The following is an 18290-nucleotide window of genomic DNA, read 5'->3' on the forward strand; positions in this document are numbered from 1 at the left end:
AAGTGGTCGCCCGCTACTCGGGCAGTACTCGGGCAGTACTCCGTGAACCGGGCGCCGGGTGAGATCCCGGCGACGACGTCCATCCGGCGGTCGGGGCCGCCCTGACGTACCGCGAGCCGACGATCTCTGAGGGCCTCACCTTTAAATGTGACGGCATGTCGCGCGTACTCTTGTTATCGAGACACGTGTCCGGGTAACGTGGGTCACGTAGCCAGCAGTTCGACGCTGAACCCACTTGGTGCAAAGGAGCGATCGTCATGACCGCCGTTCAGGATGAGAAGTCCACCGGATATGTCCGTCAGGGCAAGCAGGCCTACCTCGACACGCTCCAGACGCTGTCCGAGGCCTCGGTGGAGGTGCACTTCGACCCGTTCAAGGACATCGACTGGGACTCTGCCGAGCTGGAGGTGCGCCCGGACGACGAGCGCTGGATCCTCAACGACGCCGACGAGATCGGCGCCCACCCGTGGTACAAGTCGCTGTCGAAGCAGCGCCAGATCGAGATCGGGATGTACCGCTGGGCGCAGGTCGCCAAGGTCGGTCTGCAGTTCGAGCAGCTGCTCATCGGCGGGGTCATGAACCACCTGGTCTGGGCGGAGAACAACAACCCGGAGTTCCGCTACGCGACCCACGAGGTGACCGAGGAGACCCACCACACCCAGATGTTCCAGGAGTTCGTCAACCGGGTGAACCCGGACGTGGCGGGCGCGCCGACCCACTTCAAGGTGCTGGTGCCGTTCATGGCCGCGGCGGGCGCGTTCTTCCCAGAGGCGTTCTTCACCGGCATCCTCGCCGGCGAGGAGCCGATCGATCACCTGCAGAAGGGTGCGATGCGCGCCGGCGGCAGCCACCCCGCGGCCAACCGGATCATGCAGATCCACATCGCCGAAGAGGCCCGCCACATCGGCTTCGCCCACCAGTACCTCGAGCAGCACGTGCCCGAGCTCGGCCCGGTCAAGAAGACCCTGCTGGCCTACCTGTTCCCGCTCATCATGCGCCGTCTCTGCGACGTGATCATGGTCCCGAGCAAGCAGGCCCGCCACGACATGGGGATCCCGGACGAGGTCGCGAAGGAGATCTGGTGGAAGTCGGAGGAGTCGGAGAAGCTGCTGCGTGACCTCTTCGGTGACGTACGCCTCCTGGCCGACAACCTCGGGATCCGCAAGGGTCCGGCCAAGCTGCTGTGGAAGATGGCCGGCATCGACGGGCGCGCCTCGCGCTTCCGTGCCGAGCCTCGCGCAGCCTCCTACTGATCACCTCCAGCGGCCCAGAACGGTAGTAACCCGTGCCTCACGTCGTCACCCAGTCGTGCTGTGCGGACGCCTCGTGCGTCGTCGCCTGCCCGGTCAACTGCATCCACCCCGCCCCGGGCGAGCCCGGCTTCGGTGAGGCCGAGATGCTCTACGTCGATGCCAAGAGCTGCGTCGACTGCGGAGCCTGCGTCACGGCCTGCCCGGCCGACGCGATCGTGCCGCACACGACGCTGACCGACGCTCAGAAGCCGTTCCTGGCGATCAACGCGGAGTACTTCGACGTCTTCCCGCACCAGGACCGCACCCCGCTGGCCCTGGTGCACGCCCAGCGCCGGCTGGCGCGGTCCGGACCGTTCCGGGTCGCGGTGGTCGGCGCCGGGCCGGCGGGGATGTACGCCGCCGACGAGCTGCTCAAGCACCCCGAGATCACCGTCGACGTCTTCGACCGGCTGCCGACGCCCTACGGCCTGGTCCGGGCCGGCGTCGCGCCCGACCATCAGAACACCAAGCAGGTCGAGAAGCTCTTCGCGCAGATCGAGTCGCAGCCGGGGTTCCGCTACTTCCTGGGTGTCGAGGTCGGCAAGGACGTCTCCCACGCCGAGCTGACCGCCCGCTACCACGCGGTCGTCTACACCGTGGGTGCGGCGAGCGACCGCGCGCTCGGCATCGACGGCGACGACCTGCCCGGATCGCTGAGCGCGACCGACTTCGTCGGCTGGTACAACGGCCACCCCGACAAGCAGGACCTGCCCGTCCACCTCGACGCCGAGTCCATCCCGTCGGGGCGGGTCGTTCTCGTCGGCAACGGCAACGTCGCGCTCGACTGTGCCCGGATCCTCGCCGAGGACCCGGAGCGGCTGGCCGGCACGGACGTCGCCGACGGACCGCTCGCGGTCCTGCGTGACAGCGCGGTGAAGGAGGTCGTCGTTCTCGGGCGCAGGGGGCCCGAGGAGGCGGCCTTCACCGTGCCCGAGCTGGTCGGGCTGATGGGCCACACCGGCGTCAACGTCGCCGTCGACACGGGGGACCTTCCGCTCGAGGAGGCGCTGGCCGGGGGCGACACCACCGTCCGGTTGCTGCGCGAGCTCGCCGGGCGCGAGCTGCGTCCGGAGCTGCGTACGATCGTGCTCCGCTTCCTCAGCTCGCCGGTGCGGGTGCTGGGTGAGGACCGGGTCACCGGGGTCGAGGTCGGCCGCAACCGTCTCGAGCGCGACGAGAACGGCGTCGTCCGGGCCGTGCCCACGGGCGAGACCGAGGTCCTCGAGACCGGGATGCTGCTGCGCGCGGTCGGCTACAAGGGCCTGCCCGTGGCCGACCTTCCGTACGACGCCTCGACCGGCACCGTCCCCAACGAGCTCGGCCGGGTGCGTCCGGGCGTCTATGTGGCGGGTTGGGTCAAGCGCGGCCCGAACGGCTTCATCGGCACCAACAAGTCCGACGCCACCGAGACCGTCGAGCAGCTGCTCGACGACCTCGACGCGGACCGGATCCCCGCGCCGGTCGGTGACGCCCGCGAGATCACCGCGATCGTACGCAGCCGCCAGCCCGGCATGGTCGACCTCGCCGGCTGGCAGGCCATCGACCGTGAGGAGAAGCGGCGCGGCGCCGAGTCCGGCCGTCCACGGGTGAAGATCACCGACGTCGAGGAGATGCGAGGCATCGCCGCGAAGTCGCGGAAACCCCGATACGCTCTTGGTCGTCGCAGGAAGCGCTGAGGCGCTCGCGGCAGCGGGGTGAGTCACGGGAGCAGGGGGAGACGAGTGGCCGCGGAGAAGCGGGATGGCCGGCAGATGCGGTGGAGCAAGCACAACGAGCAGCGCCGCCAGCAGATCATCGATGCCGCCATCGCGGTGATCGAGTCCGGTGAGCCCGGCGCCGACGTGCAGGTGCAGCAGATCGCGGTCCACGCCGGCCTGTCCCGCACCGTCATCTACCGCCACTTCGAGGACCGTGCCGACCTCGACCGCGCCGTGCAGCAGGCCATCCTCGACGGGCTGTGGTCCGACCTGATGCCGGAGATCACCCTCGACGGCACCGTGCCGGAGATCATCGAGCGGGTCATCGGCACCTACGTACGCTGGGCCCAGGAGCATCCGGCGCTCCACCTCGCCGCCGACCACGACATCGACGCCGGTGAGGTCGGCCCCTTCCAGCAGGGGATGGAGCAGCTGGCCGGCCGGATCTCGACGATCGTCGGCACCGCCGTGATCGCCCTCGGCGGCAACCCCACCGAGGAGGAGGCCGAGGCTCTCGACCCGCTGATCTACGGCCTGGTCGGCGCGGTCTTCGGCGCCGTGCGCCGCTGGCTGACACGGACCGGCGAGCGGCTGCCCGCCGAGACGCTGGAGCGGCTGACCGCCCAGTCGATCTGGTTCGTCATCGACGGGCATGCCCGCGGTTTCGGGATCGAGCTCGACCCCGCACTGCCTCTCGACGAACTCCTCGCCAAGGACTCTCTCCCGGTATAGCCTCACCGGTATCACCGGCCGCGTGGCCGTGCAGCCCAGGAGAAGACCATGCCCCAGATGCGCAGACTCCCGATCGCTCTCACTGCCGGCCTGGCGGCCACCGCCGGGCTCGTCGCTCCATTGAGCCCGGTGACGGCGGCCCCCGGCAGCGGCTCGTCGGAGGGCACTGCCCGCATCTTCATGGTCAACCCGATCCAGTCCAGCAACGACCAGACGCTGACCGACCAGAAGGACGCCGCGAGCGCGGTCCCGGACAGTGCCTACGCACAGGTGCCGCTCACCCACCTGGACGGCTCGGGCTATCTCCGCGGCGACTACGCCGTCATCGAGTCGAGCACCGGCACGCCGGCCTACTCCACCACCAACAGCTACTCCTACAACCGCCACCAGGACCAGTTCGAGCAGGTCATGGGCTACTTCTGGGTGACTCGTGCGCAGACCTACCTGCACACCCTCGGCTTCGGCGAGACGCTCCCGGGCGTCCTGAACGAGCCGTTCTCGGTCAAGATCAACCAATACGGTGGCGACAACTCCTACCAGACCGACAAGCCCTACCGGATCCGTCTGGGCAAGGGCGGGGTCGACGACGCCGAGGACGCCGAGGTGATCGTCCACGAATACGGGCACGCCGTCCACGCCAGCCAGGTTCCCGGCTACGGCACCAGCCTCGACGCCGGCGCGATCGGGGAGTCGTTCGGCGACTACCTCGCGGTGACGGTCGGACTCGACGCCGCCGAGGAGTTCGGCTGGCCGGTCGCCGCGGACCCGTCCTGCCCGATGGACTGGGACTCGGCGTCCTACACCGACGCCCCGCACTGCATCCGCAGCTTCCACCTCGACCTGACCCTCGAGGAGCGCCGCAACCAGGTGCACTACGACGGCCAGATCTGGAGCCAGGCGCTGTGGGAGATCCGCGAGGGCTATCAGGACCTCGGGCTCACCACCCGTGACTGGGACACCACCCTGATCTACTCCCAGTTCTCCTACGCGCCGGACACCAGCTTCCAGGCCGCGGCCGCCGAGACGTACGCCGCAGCGGCTGCCCGCGACGGCCAGGCCGCCGCCGACCTGGTCCGCGACCGGTTCGCGGCCCGGGGGATCACCTTCTGAGCCGGGCCCTCAGGCCTCGCGCAGGTAGGCGAGGACGGCGGAGACCCGTCGGTCGGTGCTGGGGTCGAGCCTGAGCTTGGCGAAGATGTTGCCGACGTGCTTGCGCACGGCGGCCTCGGAGACGAACAGGGCGGTGGCGATGCTGCCGTTGGTGCGTCCCTCCGCCATCAGACCCAGCACCTCTCGCTCGCGCTCGGTGAGCACGTCGAGCGGGCCGTCGGGCTGGTGCCGGTTGAGGAGGCCGCGTACGACCTGGGGGTCGACGACGGTCTCTCCACCGGCAACCCGGTCCAGGCTGTCGAGGAAGTCCTGCACGTGGCCGACGCGGTCCTTGAGCAGGTAGCCGATGCCGCCGCCACCGGTGGTGTCGAGGAGCTCGGCGAGGTAGGCGTCGGCGACGTAGGCCGACAGCACCACGACGGCCAGATCCCGGTGCCGCCGGCGGAGCTCGGCGGCGGCACGCAGGCCCTCGTCGGTGTGGGTCGGTGGCATCCGGATGTCGGTGATGACCACGTCGGGGCGGGTGTGGTCGGTGAAGGCGAGCAGGGCGTCGGCGTCACCGACTGCGGCGATGACCTCGTGCCCGGCTCGCTCGAGGATGGCCAGGAGGCCCTCGCGCAGCAGCGCCGCGTCCTCGGCCAGGACGATCCTCAACGGAGTCCTCAGGGAAGCACGGTCGGGCACGTCATCCTCACTTCCGTCGGTCCGCCGGGTGGACTGGTGACCTCGAGGTGGCCGTCCAGAGCGGCCAGACGCGTGGCCAGACCGGCGAGCCCGCCGCCGGGACGCACGGTGGCGCCGCCGTCCCCATCATCGCGTACGCCGACCTCGAGCACGCCACCGGTCACCCGCCCGTCGACGCGGGCCGAGCGGGCATCGGCGTGGCGAACGGCGTTCGTGAGGGCCTCGGCGACCACGAAGTACGCCGCGGCCTCGACCGGTGCCGGCAGCCGGCCGTCGACACGCAGGTCCACCGAGACGGGCAGCCCGGCGGCGTCGGCGAGCTCGTGGACGGCTGCGCCGAGCCCGTGGTCGACCAGCACCCGCGGGTGGATCCCGCGGACGGTGGCGCGGAGCTCGGCCAGGGCCGTCTCCGCCTGGGCGTGCGCCTGCCGGACCAGGTCGAGCCCGGCGCCCTCGGGCACCTCCAGCTCGGCCAGGCCGAGCGTCATGGTCAGCGCGACCAGACGCTGCTGCGCACCGTCGTGGAGGTCGCGCTCGATCCGGCTGCGCTCGGTCTCGAAGGCGTCGACGAGGTCGACACGGGATCGGCGCAGGTCGGCCACGGCCGCGGCCATCCGGGAATGGGCCGGTTCGAGCAGGAGCCGCGCCAGGCTGGCCTGGGCGGCGGCGAGGAGGGTCGCGGCGTACAGGCCGACGACCAGCAGCACCAGCCCGGGGGCCACCGCGATCCACGCCTCCGTGGGCGTGCTGAGCTGCCAGGGGCCGAAGGCGACCGGAGCGTCCAGCCGGACCAGGACCGGAGCGAGCACCAGCACGCCCGGGAGGGTGATGATCAGGTTGAGCGCGACTGCGTCGACCAGCCAGAGCACCGCGGCGAGCAGGACGGTGTAGCCGACCTCGGGCCCGGAGACGCGCAGCCGGCGCAGCGCCCGGATCCGGTCGCTCCAGGCGATCGGATCGGACCGCGTCGGACGGGCCTCGGGGAGGAGCAGCCGGAGGCGTTTCCGCTCGACGTCGGCGACGAGGGCCGCCAGCAGCGGGATCCCGGCCAGGACCAGCACGCCGACCAGGACGACGAGGGTGAGGAGCCCGATGCCGACCAGCACGAACAGCAGCGCGGCGACGACGAGACCGATCACGGCGCCGGAGGCCAGGTAGGCCAGGGCACGCCACGGCCAGCTGGAGCCGAGCAGCCGCCAGGGGGAGGAGCGCAGCGCCGCCCAGACGTCGGGTGGAGGTCTCATGCTCTGGAGCCTAGGCACTGGGCACCCCATCTCGAGGTAGCGCATGCGCTACCTCACCGTCGCGTCCGGGCCCGTGCGCGGGCCGCGTACGACGCGTTTGCTGGTGGACATGACCGCCACCATCCCGGCCGCCGTCCACGTGCCCCGGCCGCCAGGCCCGCCCGCCGTCGTGCTCGACGACGTCACCCGCACCTACCGGTCCCGCTCCGGGACGGTCCACGCCCTACGCGGCGTGAGCCACGCCTTCGCCGCCGGGACGTTCACCGCGATCATGGGTCCGTCGGGGTCGGGCAAGTCCACGCTGATGCAGATCTCCGCCGGCCTCGACCAGCCGACCCGGGGCAGCGTCCGGGTCGCCGGCACCGTCCTGGCAGGTCTGAACCGGACGACGCTGACGAAGCTGCGCCGGGAGTCGATGGGGTTCGTGTTCCAGCAGTACAACCTGCTCGACGCCCTCACCGCCTACGACAACGTCGCCCTGCCCGCCCGTCTCGCCGGACGACGGCCGGATCGGGCCGCGGTGATCGGGGCGCTCGAGCAGGTCGGACTGCACGGGCTCGCCCGGAGGCGGCCGCCGGAGCTCTCCGGCGGCCAGCAGCAGCGCGTCGCGATCGCGCGGGCGCTGCACGCTCGACCCGCGGTGCTCTTCGCCGACGAGCCCACCGGTGCACTGGATCGTCACGCCGGGCGCGACGTGCTGGAGCTGCTGCGGAACCTCGTCGACGCGCCGGTCCCTCAGGGGCCGGTCCAGACGGTCGTGATGGTCACCCACGACCCGCTCGCCGCCTCGTACGCCGACAGCGTGCTGTTCCTCGCCGACGGCCAGGTCGTGGGTCAGATGGAGCGCAGCGACCCAGCCCGGATCAGCGCCCGCATGGCCGAGCTGGAGCCCGTGGGATGAACGTCGTCGCGATGGTCGCGCACAGCCTGAAGAGCCTGCGCCAGTCCTGGCCTCCGTACGCCGGGGCCGCCGTCGCCCTCGCCGGCGGCATCGCCCTGATCACGCTCGCCACGAACATGCTCGGAGCGCTCGGCACCGCCACCGAGGGGCTGGACCCGCAGACGCGGACGCAGATCGACGACCTCGGGTCGCTGTTCGGGATCATGGCCGGCATCTCGCTCTTCCTGGCGCTCTTCGTGGTCTCCTCGACCTTCGGCTTCGTGGTGGCCACGAGGCGCCGCGAACTCGGCCTGCTCCGCCTGCTCGGCGCCACCCCGCGCCAGGTGCGGACCCTGCTGCTCGGCGAGGCGCTCGCGGTCGCGGCCGTCGGCACGGTCGCGGGCTGCCTGCTCGGCACCGCCGTCACGGTGCCGGTGCTGCACGTCCTGCACCAGGCCGGCGTCACGCCGGTCCTGCTCGTGATGCCGAGCCAGGGCGCCGGGTGGGCGATCGCCGCCTCCTGCGGTGTCGGCGTGGCCCTGGTCGGGGCGTGGCGCGCGGGCGCCAGGGCGGGACGTACGCAGCCGGTCGAGGCGCTCCGCGACGCGGTCCTCGAGCGTCGGCGGCCCACCGTGGTCCAGGCGCTGGTCGCGTTCACCGCGGCAGGCGCACTGGTCGCCACCGCCGTGTTCGCCTCCGGGATGCCGCTGCTGTTCGCGCTGCTCGTGGGCATGTTCCTGCCGATCGTCGCAGTGATCGGGGCCAACGCGGTGGGCGGCCTGCTCTACACCGAGCTCGCGGCCCTCGCCGGTGCCACGGTGGCGGGTCGGGACCCGTCGGCGCACCTGGCTCGCGACCTCGCCCGCACCAGCAGCCGGATGACCGCCGCGGTGGCGGCCCCGGTGGTGGCCATCATGGCGGTGGCCGGCTCGATGGTGCTCGCGGTCGGTGCGACCGCCGACTGGAGCGAGGGCGCCGACCGGGCCGCGCTCAGGTCGGAGCTGGTCGTCGAGCAGGCCGAGCGCCCCGAGCGGATCCAGGACATGGCCGGGGTGAGCGTGAGCGACGTACGCCGCACGGCCCGGGTCCGGTTCGGCGGCGGTCCCGAGGACGTCGAGGTCGTCGATGTCACCGGCGCTGCCGCTACGCGCAGCCTGCAGGCGACGCAGGGGAGTCTTGCCGACCTGCACGGCCGCGCGATGGCGGTCACCGCCTCCTACGTCACCGACCTCGGCGTCCGGGTCGGCCAGACCCGCCGGATGCGCATCGACGGGCGGGTCGTCATGGTGCGGCTCGTCGCGGTCGTGCCCGACGCGCCGAACCTGTGGAACGACATCATCGTGCCCGATGATCTGCGGCGGATCGACCGGGTCGCCCGCGACACCGGCACGGTCTTCGTCCGCACGGACGCCGACGCGGACGTCGCCGGGACCGCACGGTCGATCCGGGAGACCGGGGCCGAGGTGAGCACCGGCGAGGAGTGGGTCGGTGAGGTCTCGGCCGACGCGCGCGAGATGAACACCGTCGTGCTGTGGGTGATGCTCGGCCCGGCCGGGGTCTACGCCGCGATCGCGGCCGTCAACGCGGTCCTGATCGGGGCGAGCCAGCGCCGCCGCCAGACCGCGACCGCCCGGCTCCTCGGTGCCACCCCGGCCCAGGTCCGCCGGACTGCGCTCTGGGAGACGGTGTTCACCGGCGCCGGCGCTCTGCTGGTCGGAGGCGCGATCACCGCCTTCACCGGCTGGCTGATGCGGCAGGCAGTCGTACGCGACGTGCCCGAGGCTCCGCTGACGTTCCCCTGGCCGGCCCTCGCCGGGATCACGGGGGCATGCCTGGTCGTGCTGATCGCTGCCGCCGTCGCTGGGGCGTACACGCTGCAGGGCAGGGGAGCGGCGGAATGAGCTGATCAGTCCAGATCGCGGGTCACGGGTTCGGGACTCTCCTCAGCCACCTCTCCCTTTCGAGCCATCCTGGCGATGAAGAACAGGATCGATCCCAGGATCACGTAACCGCCGCTGATCATCCACGTCAGTGCGCTCTGCTGGGTGAGCAGCGCGACGCTGGCGACGAGAGCGAGGATCGAGACGATCCGCGGTGCCTTGAAGTAGTCGTGGGCGACGACGTCCTTCTTGAGCACCAGAGCCGAGATGTTCGCCGAGATGAACACCAGCACGAGCAGCAGCACCGTGGTGTCTGCCAGGGTGCCGACGTCCCCGATGAAGCTCATGCCCATCGTCGCGGCGCCGACCACCAGGATCGCCACCCACGGAGTGCGCCGTGTCGGTGCCACCTGGCCGAAGACCGACGGCAGCAGGTTGGCCTCGGCCAGTCCGTAGGTCGCGCGGCTGGCCATCACCATGAACAGCAGCGCGCCGTTGCCGATCGCGACCAACGCGATGAGCGAGAACAGCCAGGTCGGGAAAGCGAAGCCGGACGCGGTGATCACCTCGAGAAGGGGTGCCTCGGAGCTGGCCAGCGTGTCGGTGTCCACCACGACGGAGGCACCGATCGCGATGGCGAGATAGACGACGCCCGCGGTGAGGATGGCGCCGAACAGCGCACGGGGATAGGCCCGGCTCGGATGCTTCACCTCCTCGGCCATGTTGGCCGCGGCTTCGAAGCCGAGGAACGAGAAGAACGCGGTGACGGTCGCGGCGAAGGCGCCCTGCATCGGAGAGATCCCGTGGGCGAACGTGGTCAGGCGCGACACGTCGCCGTCGCCGTTGCCGAAGACGAGCGCGGCCACCACGATGATGATGATCAGTCCGGTCATCTCGATCAGCGTCGCACCGACGTTGGCGATCATCGACTCCTTCACGCCCCGGAGGTTGATCGCCACCAGCAGGCCGATGAAGACCAGCGTGACCGGCACCGGCGGGAGGTCGATCAAGGCCCCGAGATAGTCACCGGCGAAGGCGTTGGCGAGCGCAGCGGAGGTGGTGATCCCCGAGGACAGCATCAGGAAGCCGATCAGGAACGTGACGTAGTCCTTGTGGAATGCTCGTTCCGCAAATCTGGCCGCGCCGCCGGCGTGCGGGTACTTCGTGATCAGCTCGGCGTACGTGCCGGCCGTCAGGAGCGCCAGCACCAGGGCCAGGATCAGCGGCATCCAGATGGCACCGCCGACATCCTGGGCCATGCTGCCGACCAGGGTGTAGATCCCCGCTCCGAGCGTGTCGCCCACGATGAAGAAGAACAGCAGCCACGTGGTGATGCCGCGCGCCAGCTTGGTTTTCGGCTCGTCGGACTCCGTCGATGTCTCCCCCATCTCTGCACTGTGCCACACGAACCGCCTCGAAGAGCGCCAACGGCGCGCACCCCGGCCCGTCGGTCGATCGACCTTAAGTAGGCTTCTGTGCGTGACGGAGATGGACGGCGTACTCACCCAGGACGGCATCGGCGAGGGCGACGGGCTGGAGCGGTTGTGGACGCCTTACCGGATGGCCTACATCCGTGGAGAGAACAAGCCCAGCGACCCCTCGGAGACGAAGTGCCCGTTCTGCCGGGTGCCGACGCTGGAGGATGCCGAGGGCCTGGTCGTCCACCGCGGCGAGACCTGCTTCGTGGTCCTCAACCTCTACCCGTACGCACCGGGCCACATGATGGTGTGCCCCTACCGTCACGTCGCCGGCTATGTCGAGACCACCGACGAGGAGGCCGCCGAGATGGCGGTGCTGACCAAGCAGGCCGTACGCACCCTCGCCGGCGTCTCGCGGGCCGAGGGCTTCAACATCGGCATGAACCAGGGCACCGCCGGTGGTGCCGGGATCGCCGCCCACCTGCACCAGCACATCGTGCCCCGCTGGGTCGGTGACCAGAACTTCATGCCGATCATCGGCCGCACCAAGACCCTCCCGCAGTTGCTGACCGACACCCGGCAGCTCCTCGCGGACGCCTGGAGCTAGGGCATGTCTGGTAAAGACACGGCGGCCGCGAGCGGCGTTTCGGGCCGATCTGGCAAGGCGTCCGCCGCGAACACATCCTGACGGCTTTCGAGTGGCGGCAACGCAGCCAGATCGGATGCGAAACGTCGCGTAGCGGGCGTGGATTTGCCAGACATGCCCTAGTCACCGCGTCGTCACAGCACGAGCGCGGTCTCGAGGGCATCCTCGGACGGGCAGGGGTGGTCCGGGACGACTCCGACACCTTCCCAGTTGGTGCCGGTGACGGCGTTGACGGACCGCGCCACGGGGACATGCAGCTGGAGGTGCTCGGTGAGGTCGAACGCCTCACGCGGATGCGCCCCGCCGCCGGTGGTCTCCCCGACGACCACGGCGCGACCGAGCGACTGGAGGTCGTAGGCCAGCTCCTCTCCGCCGCTGAAGGTGCGCGCACTGGTGAGGACGACGACCGGCACGTCCGGTAGCCGTGGGGAGACCTCAGGGGTCGTGAACGAGGACACGATGGTGCCGTCGCGGTGCACCAGGTCCTGCAGGTGCACCGGATCCGTACCCATCAGGTGGCTGACCAGGAGTGCGACCGACTCGGGCACACCGCCGAGACAGCCACGGAGGTCGAGGAGGAGCCGGTCGACGCCCTCGAGAAGCAGGTACGCGGCGGCCGCCGCCGGTCCGGCGTACTCCGGGGGCGGAATGACGGGCCCGATGGTCATCAGACCGATGTTGCCCTCGAGACGCCGCGCCTCGGTGATCCCGGGACCGTCGACGCGGCACACGGCGGCGAAGTGGGTGCGGATCGCTTCCTCGTCCGCCTCCGGAGGTACGCCCTCGGGGTAGTGCCTCACCCGGAGATGGAGATCACCGTTGACCGACTGCAGCGCCGCGGTGAGAGCTGCGGCCGCCTGCGGTCCGTCGCCGTCGAGGGTGACGTCCTCCAGCGCGACGGCGATCCGGTCGGCGACGTCGGGAAAGACGTAGTGGGAGCGGACGAGGTCTTGGATGCGTGTGCTGAGCATGGCTCGAGTCGACCGCACCTCTTGACGAAGCGTCAAAGGTTCTTGACGCTTGATTTCATGGAGCCACCGATCACCCGGGCGACGCCCGCGCAGATACAGGCGCTCGCCCACCCGACACGCCACCGGATATGGCGGGCCAGCGGCAGCGAGGGGGCCACCGTCAGCCAGCTCAGCCATCGGCTGAAGGTGAACAAGGGCAACGTCGCCCATCACGTCAAGGTGCTGGTCGGCGTGGGGCTGCTGCGCCCGGACCGGACCAGGACCGTACGCGGCGGAACCGAGCAGTACTACGTCATCACGGCACGCCGGGTCAGCGTTGACGATGACCAGGATGCCGTCCGGGCGATGTTCGCATCCATCGCCGAGGACCTTGTCGGCGCGGAGGCCCCGCTGATCAACCACCGCACCATCCGGCTCACCCGACGCCAGGCCCAGGCACTGGCGGAGCACCTCGACCGCGTGGTCAACGAGCTCCACCCGGCCTCGCCCGACGAGCCGGCCCATGGAGTCCTGGTGAGCGTCTATCAACATCAGCCGAGGATGCGGGCCGGCTCCTCGACGAGGTAGGGGCCGTGCTGCGGATGACCGCGTCGCGATGCGGTCCTGGGAGTACGTCCGAGCGCCGCCGACGGTCAGCTGCTCGCCGAGATCCGCGACCCGCCCGCGGGGTCTGGACCCAGAAGGCCCAGACCCCAGGCCTGCTCAGACGATCGCCCAGGCCACGGCCGCGGCCGCGAACCCGACGATCGAGAGCACGGTCTCCAGCACGGTCCAGGTGGCGAGGGTCTGCTTCACGGTGAGGTTGAAGTAGCGCGACACGATCCAGAAGCCGCCGTCGTTGACGTGGCTGAGGATGATCGAGCCGGCGGCGATCGCGACGGCGATCACGGCGAGCTCGGGCTGCGAGTATCCGGAGCCGAGGGTCGGCGCGATGATGCCGCCGGTGGTCACGATCGCCACGGTCGCCGAACCCTGGGCGATCCGGAGCGCGCAGGAGATGACGTAGGCCAGCAGCAGGACCGGGAGACCCGCGTCCGAGAGCACCTCGGCGAGCGCGGCGCCCACCCCGGTCGCCGAGATCACCGCGCCGAAGAACGCGCCGGCACCGACGACGAGCAGGATCATGCCGACCGGGCGCAGCGAGGCACCGGTGAACTCGGAGATCTCCTCCAGGCTCATCCCGCGCCGGATGCCGAGCAGCCAGAAGGCGAGGAGCACGGCGATGGTGAGCGCCACCGCCGGGTTGCCGAGGAAGGTCAGCAGGCTGAGCAGGCGGCCCGGCTCGAGCAGCATGGTGCCGAAGGTCGCGCCCAGGATCAGGAGCAGCGGGACGGAGATGACTGCCAGGACCAGCGCGAGCGAGACCGGGGCCGCGGTGGTGGCATCCTGCTCGGCCTCGGTCTCGGCGGCCAGGAACTCCTCGGGCACCGAGACCTGCACGCGCGGGGCGATCCACATCGGGAAGAGGATTCCCGCGGCGGCGAACGCGGGCAGACCACACAGCAGCCCCATGATGATCAGCCAGCCGAGGTCGACCCCGAGGAGGCCGCCCAAGGCCGTGGGGCCGGGGTGAGGGGGCAGGAAGGCATGCGTCATCGAGAGGCCGGCCAGCACCGGCAGGGCGTAGAGGACGAGCGACTTGCCGCCGCGATGAGCTGCGACGTACACCAGCGGTGCGAGCACGAAGATGCCGATGTCGAAGAAGACCGGGATGCCGAAGATCAGCCCGACCAGGCCCATCGCGACCGGGGTGCCGCGCTCGCCGAAGAGGCCGATCAGCTTCGAGGCGAGCACGTCGGCGCCACCGGAGCGCTCGAGCAGCGAGCCGAGCACGGTGCCGAGGCCGATGATGAGCGCGATGTGACCGAGTACGCCGCCAAAGCCGGTCTCGATCAGCGACTCCTTCGAGGAGAGCGCCGTGCCCACCATCTGGTCGACGGAGAGGCCGGCGACGACGGCCAGGCCGATGCCGCTGATGAAGAGGGCGATGAAGGGTTCGAGCTTGACCTTGATGATCAGGAAGAGGAGCACGGCGATCGCTGCCGCGCAGAGCAGCAGCAGGCCGGTGGTGCTTGTCTGGAGCCAATGCATGGCTGGTTCTCCTGGGGTGTCGAGGGGGATCAGCGCAGAGCTGCGCGGAACCGGGTGGCGTTGGTGGTGATGCGGTCCCACCGCGCCTCGTCGACGTCGGTGGGTGCGACCACCGACGTCCCGGCGGTGACGGCGATCGCGCCGGCCCGCAGGAACTCCGCGGCGTTGTCGTCGTCGACTCCGCCGGAAGGGATCAGGGCGACCTCGGGGAACGGGCCCCTCAGGTCGGAGAGGTAGCGCGGGCCGACGGTGCGGGCCGGGAAGATCTTCACCGCGTCGGCGCCCAGCGTGGTCGCGGCGAGAACCTCGGTCGGGGTGAGCGCGCCGAGGATGACGGCGGCGCCTGCCTCGTGTGCGGCCGCGACGATCTCCGCCGCCTCCGGCGGAAGCCCCGGCGTCACCAGGAACCGGGCGCCGGCCGCCAGCGCGGCACGTGCCTGGTCGGCGGTCAGCACCGTCCCGGCGCCGATGACGATGTCGTCACCGGCGCGCGCGGTGACGTCGGCGAGCAGGTCGGTGAGGCCTGGCGTCGTATAGGTCAGCTCGACGGTCCGGATGCCGCCGGCGGCCAGCGCGTCGCACAGCGCGACGGGATCGTCGATCCGGGAGGCGCGTACGACGACCAGTGCCTGGTCGGCGCGGAGCGTGTCGATCACTGCGTTGCTCATCGGGGTCGGGTTCCTTCGTCGGTGCGGCGCAGCGCCCGTCCGGGCAGCGCGTCGGTGCGGTGGCCGTCCTCGATGACGGCGGTGCCGTTGACCAGCACCCAGTCGATGCCGCGGGCCTGCTGGCGGGGCTCCTCGAAGGTGGCGGTGTCCTGGACGGTGTCGGGATCGAGGAGGACGAGGTCGGCGGCGTACCCCTCCCGGACAAGGCCTCGCTCGTGGAGCCGCAGCCGGGCGGCCGGGCGGCCGGTCAGGTGGTGGACGCAGTCGACGAGGTCGAGCACGCCGAGCTCGCGTACGTAGCGGGCCAGGTAGCGCGGGAAGGTGCCCCATGCGCGCGGGTGCGGGCGCTCGCCGACGAGGATCGCGTCGCTGCCGCCGCAGTGGGTGCGGTGTCGCATGATCGTCTGCACGTTCTCCTCGTGGCCGACGTGCTGGAGGATCGTGGTGGCCATCCGGTCACGGACGAGCAGGTCGAAGAAGACGTCGGTGGCGACCTGGCCGGACTCCTCGGCGATCTCGGCGACGGTGCGCCCGACGTGTCGCGACAGCTCGGGGTTGCGTACGCCGCTGATCTGGATCGTGCGCCAGTCGGTCACGCAGCCGTGGCAGCCGTCGGTGCCGACGTGGTCGAGCTCGTGGGCGATCCGGGCCCGGTCGGTCGGGTCGGCGATCCGCGCCAGCAGTGCGTCGGGGCCGCCGGAGGTCGACCAGCTGGGCAGCACCGCGCTGAGCGTGGTGGCGCCGGGCAGGTAGGGATAGGTGTCGAGGGTGATGTCGACGCCGTCGGCCAGGCCGGTCTCGATCAGGTCGATGAGCTCACCGGCCCGCCCGCGGTTCGGCTCGAAGTTCATGGTCGCGTGGGTGAGATGGAGAGCGCACCCGGAGGTCCGGGCGACGGCGATCATCTCGGCGTAGGCCTCCAGCGCGCCGGCGCCGTAGGAGCGGTGGTGGGGGCTGTAGTAGCCGTCCGCCTCGGCGACGACCCGGCACAGCGTGATGAGCTCCTCGTCGTCGGCGAACATGCTCGGCGGGTAGGTCAGGCCGCTGCTCATCCCGACCGCGCCCTCGTCGAGCCCGACCCGGAGCAACCGGGCCATCTCGGCGATCTCGGCGGAGGTCGCGGGACGGTTGTCGGCGCCGACGACCATGAGCCGCAGCGTCCCCTGCGGAACGAGGTAGGCCGCGTTGCACGCGATCCCGCGGTCGAGCCGGTCCAGGTAGCCGGCGACGGTGTCCCAGTCGAACTCGAAGTCGTCCGGCTCGCCGTTCCAGCCTGCGATCTGCCGGCGCAGGTGCGCGCGGGTGTCGGGGTCGGCGGGCGCGAAGGACAGCCCGTCCTGCCCGACGACCTCGAGCGTGACGCCCTGGCTCACCTTGGCGGTGTGGTCGGGATCGACCAGGATCTGCAGGTCCGAGTGGGCGTGCATGTCGATGAAGCCCGGGGTCAGCGCCCGCCCGGCGGCGTCGACGGTGCGCCGCGCGGCCGGTGCCTGACCGTCGGTGTGGATGCCGGTGATCCGGCCCGCGTCGATGCTGACGTGGGCGGGGAAGGCCGGGGCGCCCGTGCCGTCGATGACGGTCGCGTCGCTGATGAGCAGGTCGGTCATGGTGGCTCCTCTCAGAACCAGGTCCGCACGAGGTCGACGACGACCGGGTCGTCTGCGTCGGCGTCGTCGAGGACCGGGATCAGGCTCCACTTGTCGAAGGCGGTGCACGGGTGGGAGAGCCCGAGGCGGAGCTCGTCGCCGATCACGACGGGCGCCGCCGTGGTGGGGTCCCAGCGGAGGAACCCGTGCTGGTCGTTGAGCGCGGTGACCTCGACTCCGGTGAGGGGAGTGGCGGGTGCGCCCGTGGTCCGGGCGCGCAGGAGCTGAGCCTCGGGGAGGCCCTCGTCGAAGGGCAGGTCGCGCTTGCCGGCGTCGAACAGCGCGAGGCCAGGCTCGGGCTGGGAGCTGATCCGCACCCAGCCGTGCAGTGCGCTGCGCAGGCCGGGACCGGTGGTGCGGGGCGCGCTCCCCAGCGGCGAGATGCCGCGGTAGAAGCCGTCGTCGTGGGTGATGTAGGCGCCGCTGCGCAGCACCACCCGAGCCCCGTCGTCCGTCACGAGCGGGGCGAGCGCGTCGGCCACCTGCTCGAAGTAGGCGCTGCCGCCGGCGCTGACCACCGGGGTCCGGCCGGCGGGCAGCAGACCCGAGATCCGCCGGTGCAGCGAGACCAGGCTGTCGACGTACGCATGGACGATCGCGAGCGCTGCGTCGTCCGTCGTGTGCGCCAGTGCGCCCTCGTAGCCGGTGACACCGGCCAGCTCGAGATGAGGTGAGGCTGCGACGGCCTCGGCGACGGCGACGGCGGTCTCCCCGTCGCGAGCACCTGTGCGACCGCCCGCCGCGCCTCGCTCGACCAGCACCGCGAGCGGGCGGCGCGGCCCGGCTTCGGCGGCGTGGGCCGCGAGCGCGTTGTGCATCAGCGCCACCGTCCGCGGCGAGTCGGCCCACACCATGATATCCAGACCCGGGTCCTCGGTGAGCTGATCGGCGATCCAGCGCAGGGTGAGCGGGGAGACGATCGCATTGGCCACGATCACCCGGGAGACCCCGAAGGCGCGGGCGACCGCGAGCTGCGGGAGGTTGGCCACGGTGATGGCCCACGCGCCGGCGGAGAGCTGCTCGGCCCACAGCTGCGGAGCCATCGTGGTCTTGCCGTGCGGAGCGAGAGCCATGCCGCGTTCGGCGCACCACGCCGCCAGCACGTCGCGGTTGTGTGTCATCGCGACGCGGGAGAGGGAGAGCACGGGCGTGGGGAGCTGGGAGAGCCGGGGCGCCGCGTCGAGGACCTCGGCGACGGTGAGTCCCCAGAACGCGGGCGGGATCGCCTTGTGACGCCAGTCGACCCGCTCCGCGCGCAGTGCCGCGACCGCTGCGGTGTCGATGTGGGCTGCTGGGTGATCCATGCCCGTTTCCTTCCTGCGTTGCACATT

Annotated in this window: 16 protein-coding genes; 8 read left to right on the forward strand and 8 right to left on the reverse strand. The window is 71.0% G+C overall.

Annotation, left to right across the window (positions count from 1 at the left end):
- Positions 1-257 precede the first annotated feature (257 nt).
- From WBG06_RS14160 to WBG06_RS14175, 4 genes are read left to right on the forward strand one after another with little or no spacing between them, the layout of a single operon-like run.
- Positions 258-1253 (forward strand): AurF N-oxygenase family protein, encoded by a 996-nt coding sequence (locus WBG06_RS14160; RefSeq protein WP_336737469.1) that lies wholly within the window; start codon positions 258-260, stop codon positions 1251-1253.
- A gap of 32 nt (positions 1254-1285) precedes the next feature.
- On the forward strand, positions 1286-2968 hold the full coding sequence (locus tag WBG06_RS14165) for an FAD-dependent oxidoreductase (protein WP_336737470.1): 1683 nt from the start codon (positions 1286-1288) through the stop codon (positions 2966-2968).
- A 45-nt stretch (positions 2969-3013) separates the two neighbouring features.
- Positions 3014-3721, forward strand: a complete 708-nt coding sequence (locus WBG06_RS14170; RefSeq protein ID WP_336737471.1) for a TetR/AcrR family transcriptional regulator — start codon at positions 3014-3016, stop codon at positions 3719-3721.
- A 57-nt stretch (positions 3722-3778) separates the two neighbouring features.
- Complete coding sequence (locus WBG06_RS14175; RefSeq protein ID WP_336737472.1) at positions 3779-4831, forward strand: M36 family metallopeptidase; 1053 nt, start codon at positions 3779-3781, stop codon at positions 4829-4831.
- Between the two features lie 9 nt (positions 4832-4840).
- Here WBG06_RS14175 and WBG06_RS14180 read toward each other — a convergent pair whose 3' ends face one another.
- Positions 4841-5485 carry a response regulator transcription factor gene (locus tag WBG06_RS14180; RefSeq protein WP_336737473.1) on the reverse strand — a complete coding sequence of 215 codons (645 nt, stop codon included), beginning with the start codon at positions 5483-5485 and terminating at the stop codon, positions 4841-4843.
- Between the two features lie 8 nt (positions 5486-5493).
- Positions 5494-6759, reverse strand: coding sequence for a sensor histidine kinase (locus tag WBG06_RS14185; RefSeq protein WP_336737475.1), 1266 nt, complete (start codon positions 6757-6759; stop codon positions 5494-5496).
- A 43-nt stretch (positions 6760-6802) separates the two neighbouring features.
- Between WBG06_RS14185 and WBG06_RS14190 the strand changes: the two genes are divergently transcribed.
- Both WBG06_RS14190 and WBG06_RS14195 read left to right on the forward strand, forming a co-directional pair.
- Positions 6803-7660: an ABC transporter ATP-binding protein gene (locus tag WBG06_RS14190; protein ID WP_442945463.1), complete on the forward strand. Its 858-nt coding sequence runs from the start codon at positions 6803-6805 to the stop codon at positions 7658-7660.
- Positions 7657-9540 (forward strand): FtsX-like permease family protein, encoded by a 1884-nt coding sequence (locus tag WBG06_RS14195; RefSeq protein ID WP_336737476.1) that lies wholly within the window; start codon positions 7657-7659, stop codon positions 9538-9540. Before WBG06_RS14190 ends, WBG06_RS14195 begins: the two co-directional genes overlap by 4 nt.
- Before the next feature lie 5 nt (positions 9541-9545).
- Here the strand turns inward: WBG06_RS14195 and WBG06_RS14200 are convergent, their stop codons facing one another.
- Entirely contained in the window at positions 9546-10907 is a 1362-nt protein-coding gene (locus tag WBG06_RS14200) for an APC family permease (protein WP_336737477.1), read from the reverse strand.
- A gap of 100 nt (positions 10908-11007) precedes the next feature.
- Between WBG06_RS14200 and WBG06_RS14205 the strand changes: the two genes are divergently transcribed.
- Positions 11008-11544: an HIT family protein gene (locus WBG06_RS14205; protein ID WP_336738067.1), complete on the forward strand. Its 537-nt coding sequence runs from the start codon at positions 11008-11010 to the stop codon at positions 11542-11544.
- Between the two features lie 173 nt (positions 11545-11717).
- Here WBG06_RS14205 and WBG06_RS14210 read toward each other — a convergent pair whose 3' ends face one another.
- A complete protein-coding gene (locus WBG06_RS14210) occupies positions 11718-12554 on the reverse strand; it encodes a S41 family peptidase (protein WP_336737478.1) in 837 nt (278 codons plus the stop codon).
- A gap of 57 nt (positions 12555-12611) precedes the next feature.
- Between WBG06_RS14210 and WBG06_RS14215 the strand changes: the two genes are divergently transcribed.
- Positions 12612-13121, forward strand: coding sequence for an ArsR/SmtB family transcription factor (locus tag WBG06_RS14215; protein ID WP_336737479.1), 510 nt, complete (start codon positions 12612-12614; stop codon positions 13119-13121).
- A gap of 135 nt (positions 13122-13256) precedes the next feature.
- On the opposite strand, the gene WBG06_RS14220 is transcribed toward WBG06_RS14215, so the two are convergent.
- The 4 genes from WBG06_RS14220 to WBG06_RS14235 are packed head-to-tail and all read right to left on the reverse strand — an operon-like array spanning position 13257 to position 18263.
- A complete protein-coding gene (locus WBG06_RS14220) occupies positions 13257-14645 on the reverse strand; it encodes a GntP family permease (protein WP_336737480.1) in 1389 nt (462 codons plus the stop codon).
- Between the two features lie 29 nt (positions 14646-14674).
- Complete coding sequence (locus tag WBG06_RS14225) at positions 14675-15313, reverse strand: bifunctional 4-hydroxy-2-oxoglutarate aldolase/2-dehydro-3-deoxy-phosphogluconate aldolase (protein ID WP_336737481.1); 639 nt, start codon at positions 15311-15313, stop codon at positions 14675-14677.
- A complete protein-coding gene (locus WBG06_RS14230) occupies positions 15310-16920 on the reverse strand; it encodes an N-acyl-D-amino-acid deacylase family protein (protein ID WP_336737482.1) in 1611 nt (536 codons plus the stop codon). The genes WBG06_RS14225 and WBG06_RS14230 overlap by 4 nt, the downstream gene beginning before the upstream one ends.
- A gap of 11 nt (positions 16921-16931) precedes the next feature.
- Entirely contained in the window at positions 16932-18263 is a 1332-nt protein-coding gene (locus WBG06_RS14235; protein WP_336737483.1) for an amino acid deaminase, read from the reverse strand.
- Positions 18264-18290: the final 27 nt, after the last annotated feature.

It is taken from the genome of Nocardioides sp. CCNWLW239 (assembly GCF_037137035.1).
Classification (GTDB): domain Bacteria; phylum Actinomycetota; class Actinomycetes; order Propionibacteriales; family Nocardioidaceae; genus Nocardioides.